Origin of the sequence: Pedobacter sp. (genome assembly GCF_035566355.1) — a bacterium.
Classification (GTDB): Bacteria; Bacteroidota; Bacteroidia; order Sphingobacteriales; family Sphingobacteriaceae; genus Pedobacter.
Genome location: NZ_DATMRL010000305.1, coordinates 1 through 4,521 on the forward strand (window position 1 = coordinate 1; position 4,521 = coordinate 4,521).

Consider the following 4,521-nt stretch of genomic DNA (forward strand, 5'->3'; position numbering starts at 1 on the left):
CGGAAGGTCCAGTGAGAAAAGAAGTGCAGGTTTTTTTGATAAACACACCATATAACGCATATTATAAAACCAACCCGTTTGGTAACTTATTCCTATCCAGATTGTTTCGTTGATCGTAAATTGTACAGTATATTTATACCACCAACTACTTTAACTATGCGCTCTATTAAACAAGTTACCTTCTCCATTTTATTAATCGCCGCTTTGGCACTTGCAATATTCATCTACCGGTATAAGGTACCCGATGTAGAATACGAGACAACACTTACCGGAGAGGGAAGCCTCAAGATGTCCAGAAAACCAAAAAGCTCCTTGCAATTATTGGCGACTATCCCATTTCAAGTATTAACAGACAATACAAAGGATTTTAAAGATAGGATTGATCCCTGGCCTAAAGACATACCATATCTTGCAGATAAAGATAAAGCGGTTGTTCCCTGGGCTAGCCTGGAGAAACCCGAAGAAGACATACCATATCTTGTAGATAAAGACAAAGTGGTTGTTCCCTACAACCAAGTCATCGTTATCATAGATTATCCTTTATATAAAAAATATAGCTTTGAGTTAAATGCACCTAGAGGCTTTACCAGAGAAATGCTGTTGCGGGAGATCAGCAAGCATTACCACCAGTTTTATCAAGAGGAAGAAAAAACAGCCAAAATCAAAACGGTTCCACTTAAGGAAAGGAGAGAACTCGCTAAAAAGAACAAAAAAGATCAAAATTACGACATCGGGGGGCACTATTTAGAAGGTCTGGTCATCACACAGGTTATTGCAACTAAAACTCCAGAAGGTACAATTCAAGTACTACCTAGTGTAGATTCTTACCTGAATTACTCCCTTTCCCCTGTCTAAAGTAGACTTATTTACCTAACACACCATACTATCCCCCTTCCCCGGACATCCCCCCAAAAAAACCTGCACCTCTTTTCACACCTCAGGGCCTGAAGCTTTTCGCGGAAGGTCCAGTGTGAAAAGAAGAGCAGATTTTTTTTCCCTGTACTCCAATGGCGTCAACCCACTAACCCTTTTAAAACAATTGCTAAAATACGCCGGATCACACACCCCAACCTCAAACGCAACTACAGGGTGAAAAAAGGGAAGTTGTAAAACGCATACCCCGTATAACGCATATATAAAACCCAATTACTCTATTTTTTAAAAAAACAATATTACATATAAAATTAAATAATATCATAATGATTAATAATCAAACTATTTCTAAATTTGCCCATGAACAACAAGCAACAATCCAAACAAGAGAACCTTTAGATTATAACTGTACACCAAAAGTCAACCACAAAAAATGAAATTTAAAAAAGAAAACATTAAATTTAAAATTTAAATTCATGGAATTACAGATCATTAAAACAGAAACAGATTATCAGACATTACTAGAATGGGTTGACAACCAATTTGATCTGAACATAGCTCCTGAAAGTAAAGAAGGTCAAAAACTGCAGATTGCGCTGTTACTAATAAAAAAATACGAGGACGAGCATTACCCCATCCCATCACCTGATCCTATAGAAATAGTGAAGTTAAAAATGCAAGAAAATGGTCTTATAAATAAAGATTTGGTTAGTTGGATTGGAAGCAAGGGATACGTCTCTGCTTTGTTAAGTGGTAAAAAACCACTTACATTAAGAATTGCCAAGGTATTACATCAAAAACTTGGTATCCCCGCAGAAGTATTATTGGCCTAGACATTACCTTCTCCATTTTATTAATCGCCGCTTTGCCTGAATTACTGCCTTAACCCTGTCTAAAGCAGACTTATCTCTCACCATCATCTCAAAGGAGGCACGACTGAGAGAAGAACTGTTCATAGCACTTACAGATTCCTCATCGCTGCGCTAAATCGGAATGACAAAATGCGCGAGTAAAACGCAATAGATTTAAACATAAAAATGAAAAAGCGCATTCTATATTTCGGCAATTTGTTAATCATCTCGATTTGTCTATTGATAGCAAGCTGTCACTCAAAAAAGACGAACACAGCAATCAATATCCCAAAACAAGAACAAGTATTTAAAGAATGGTTGAGGGATACACTAGCTACTATAAAAGTAAATCCCGATAAAATTACCGATGGGCTGGTGAAGTCCCAGTTTGTCGTTGCAGATGACTCCCTTCTTGTTAGTGAATTAAAGGATTACGAATTTCATTCTAAAAGAAGATCTTCCAATAAAGAAATATCTAATGTCATTTCATTATTGAAAGAATATGATGAAATACCAAAAGGCAACTTTGAACTCTCTTTTACTACTAAAAAATCTTACGAACCATCCGTAATAGCAGATTTTAAATATGATTTTGTAGCCGAAATGGAAGATATCGTTATACAAACAACGCAAACAAGAACTGAATATAACTACATACGCGGACGGTTGTCAGATAAGAAAGTACAATCTCTTTTAAAGTCTGCAGATCAAAATGATGGGCTATATGACTTCATTTGGGAACATAGCAAATTAACAAAAAGGAAGGTAAAATAGCCTCATTTACCTAACACACCATACTATCCCCCTTCCCCGGACATCCCCCCAAAAAAACCTGCACCTCTTTTCACACCTCAGGGCCTGAAGCTCTTCGCGGAAGGTCCAGTGGGAAAAGAAGAGCAGGTTTTTTTCCCTCACTTCCCCTATATTTCAATGGCGTCAACCCACTAACCCTTTTAAAACAATTGCTAAAATACGCCGGATCACAAACCCCAACCTCAAACGCAATCTCCTTAGCCGTCATCAAAGTAGTCCTCAACAACAACTCCGCCTCCCGATGTATCCGGTCCTGAACCAACTGATAAACCGTCCTCTGATAATAAATACGAGCCAAGCGATTAATCCTCCAAAGTGTCATATTCAATTGATTCGCATAAAACCCCGGATTCTTCTGCTCCCTGAAATGCACTTCAATCAAATCCATCAGTTTACCAATAACATCATGATCCCTAAACAATACCATTATAGCAAATCAGGCAATTACAGATATTCCGTCACACTCAGTTCCGCTTTCCCGTTCTTATACAGCAGCATCAGGTTTTCTATGCTGATGTCTTTAAGATCTTCCAAAGACTTCAACTGAAAAGCCTCTATAAATCTCTGCAGAGGATCAAACGCCGCACGCAGCTGAAGCCTCACAACACCAGGCTCATGGTTGCGCAGCAGCACAGAAGCCTCAATAAGCGAATCCCCATGCATTTGCAGTTCAACACCTTCAGTAGAGGTGATCAAGTTAGAATGGTTCCAGAAGTACTGGATCAAGTCGTTTTTAGTAATCATAAATTTATGCTTGGTTAGATTTTTAATAATTTTTGTCAATATTTTGATTGAATGCAAGGTTAAAAAAGGGCATCAGCCCACAGGGCAGAGAGGAGAATTATTATGAACCCTCACTGGTCTGCACCCAAGAAAATATGATTTCATGATCAAGCCTCAGAATCTGTAAGATTCAGCGCGATCAGAAAACATATTTTCCACCTTTGCACCTGTAATTCACGTCTTAAACCCCTTTCTGTAAACCTTCGCAGTCTGGCCATTTCTCTGTTTAAACCACCTGCTGAAGTACGGCAAATCACTAAAGCTCAACAGTTCCGAAATCTCCTTTATGGTATGCCTAGAGTGCTGCAGCAAGTACAAAGTCTCTCTATAAATCCTGTCCTGCAATAACTCATACACAGACCTGCCTAAATAAGCTTTTGCAAATCTGTTCAAAGCATGGATACTGGTACCCATTTTAACAGCATATACGTTAATATCCCGGTTGTGTCTAAAATCCAATTCAATCAAAGACTGTAATACCCTTAACCGCTGAAAGTCTGGCGCATAATAACCTGAGTCCACCAGCCTAAATCCTCTGCTATATGATTTCGTTTTTGTTAGCATAAGTCCCTACATCATTTCTTTTACTTCTTATTAGGCACCCAGGTACAAGTCACATCCAAAATCTTGTTTTCTATTAAATAGATCAGGATGCTCACTGCGGTTTCTTCATCTAAGTTTAAAGCCACTGCTACATCAACAAGCGTAAAGGATTTTCCTTCCACATGCTCCAGGAAAGCTTTGACCAATTCTTCGGGGATAAAATTCTCTTTCATAAACTGTGTTTTAAAATTCGACGATACACCAGATCCAACTCCAGGAAGAGGTCTTCCAATGACCGATAATTAATCAAGTGGAAAATGCGTATTAAACTCACTTTGATTTGTAGCAACGTAGCATGGTGTAAATTCAATTTAACACCAGATTTTTCAGCCTCTGGACCATATTCCTTTAGTAATGCAAAAGTTCTAACGAGTAATGAGGAGATAAACTTTTTAATGATCGACCTTTTATACTCCAGGCCTTCATTCTGAGATAAGATTACCTCAAAAAGATAACCGGATAAGCTTCGGTAGGCTACATCAACTTTAGCATACACCGCAGCAGGAATGTCAATGGAACTATCTTCCAAATCATCCAGAAGTTCGACGAAGAGTTGTATGTTGTATTTTAATCCTTGTTTGTTTTTCATAGTTCGTAA

At 38.2% G+C, this 4,521-nt stretch carries 9 protein-coding genes; 3 read left to right on the top strand and 6 right to left on the bottom strand.

Going from position 1 to position 4,521, the window contains the following annotated elements:
• Positions 1 to 78: 78 nt before the first annotated feature.
• Positions 79 to 855 (top strand): hypothetical protein, encoded by a 777-nt coding sequence (locus VNZ46_RS12030; protein ID WP_325560378.1) that lies wholly within the window; start codon positions 79 to 81, stop codon positions 853 to 855.
• 75 nt (positions 856 to 930) lie between these two features.
• Here the strand turns inward: VNZ46_RS12030 and VNZ46_RS29390 are convergent, their stop codons facing one another.
• Positions 931 to 1,146 (bottom strand): helix-turn-helix domain-containing protein, encoded by a 216-nt coding sequence (locus VNZ46_RS29390; RefSeq protein ID WP_414693490.1) that lies wholly within the window; start codon positions 1,144 to 1,146, stop codon positions 931 to 933.
• Positions 1,147 to 1,349: 203 nt separating this feature from the next.
• Here VNZ46_RS29390 and VNZ46_RS12035 point away from each other — a divergent pair, with 203 nt between their 5' ends.
• Positions 1,350 to 1,706 (top strand): transcriptional regulator, encoded by a 357-nt coding sequence (locus VNZ46_RS12035; RefSeq protein ID WP_325560379.1) that lies wholly within the window; start codon positions 1,350 to 1,352, stop codon positions 1,704 to 1,706.
• Positions 1,707 to 1,910: 204 nt separating this feature from the next.
• Positions 1,911 to 2,498 (top strand): hypothetical protein, encoded by a 588-nt coding sequence (locus VNZ46_RS12040; protein ID WP_325560380.1) that lies wholly within the window; start codon positions 1,911 to 1,913, stop codon positions 2,496 to 2,498.
• A 70-nt stretch (positions 2,499 to 2,568) separates the two neighbouring features.
• On the opposite strand, the gene VNZ46_RS12045 is transcribed toward VNZ46_RS12040, so the two are convergent.
• From VNZ46_RS12045 to VNZ46_RS12065, 5 genes are all read right to left on the bottom strand, one after another.
• On the bottom strand, positions 2,569 to 2,925 hold the full coding sequence (locus VNZ46_RS12045) for a helix-turn-helix domain-containing protein (protein WP_325560381.1): 357 nt from the start codon (positions 2,923 to 2,925) through the stop codon (positions 2,569 to 2,571).
• A gap of 56 nt (positions 2,926 to 2,981) precedes the next feature.
• The gene (locus VNZ46_RS12050; RefSeq protein ID WP_325560382.1) at positions 2,982 to 3,281 is read right to left on the bottom strand and encodes a hypothetical protein; all 300 of its coding nucleotides are present in this window, start codon (positions 3,279 to 3,281) and stop codon (positions 2,982 to 2,984) included.
• 213 nt (positions 3,282 to 3,494) lie between these two features.
• Complete coding sequence (locus tag VNZ46_RS12055; RefSeq protein ID WP_325560383.1) at positions 3,495 to 3,884, bottom strand: AraC family transcriptional regulator; 390 nt, start codon at positions 3,882 to 3,884, stop codon at positions 3,495 to 3,497.
• Positions 3,885 to 3,904: 20 nt separating this feature from the next.
• Positions 3,905 to 4,096: a hypothetical protein gene (locus tag VNZ46_RS12060; protein ID WP_325560384.1), complete on the bottom strand. Its 192-nt coding sequence runs from the start codon at positions 4,094 to 4,096 to the stop codon at positions 3,905 to 3,907.
• Positions 4,093 to 4,521 (bottom strand): hypothetical protein (locus VNZ46_RS12065; RefSeq protein ID WP_325560385.1); only part of this gene is annotated, 429 nt, incomplete at its 5' end. The genes VNZ46_RS12060 and VNZ46_RS12065, both read right to left, overlap by 4 nt.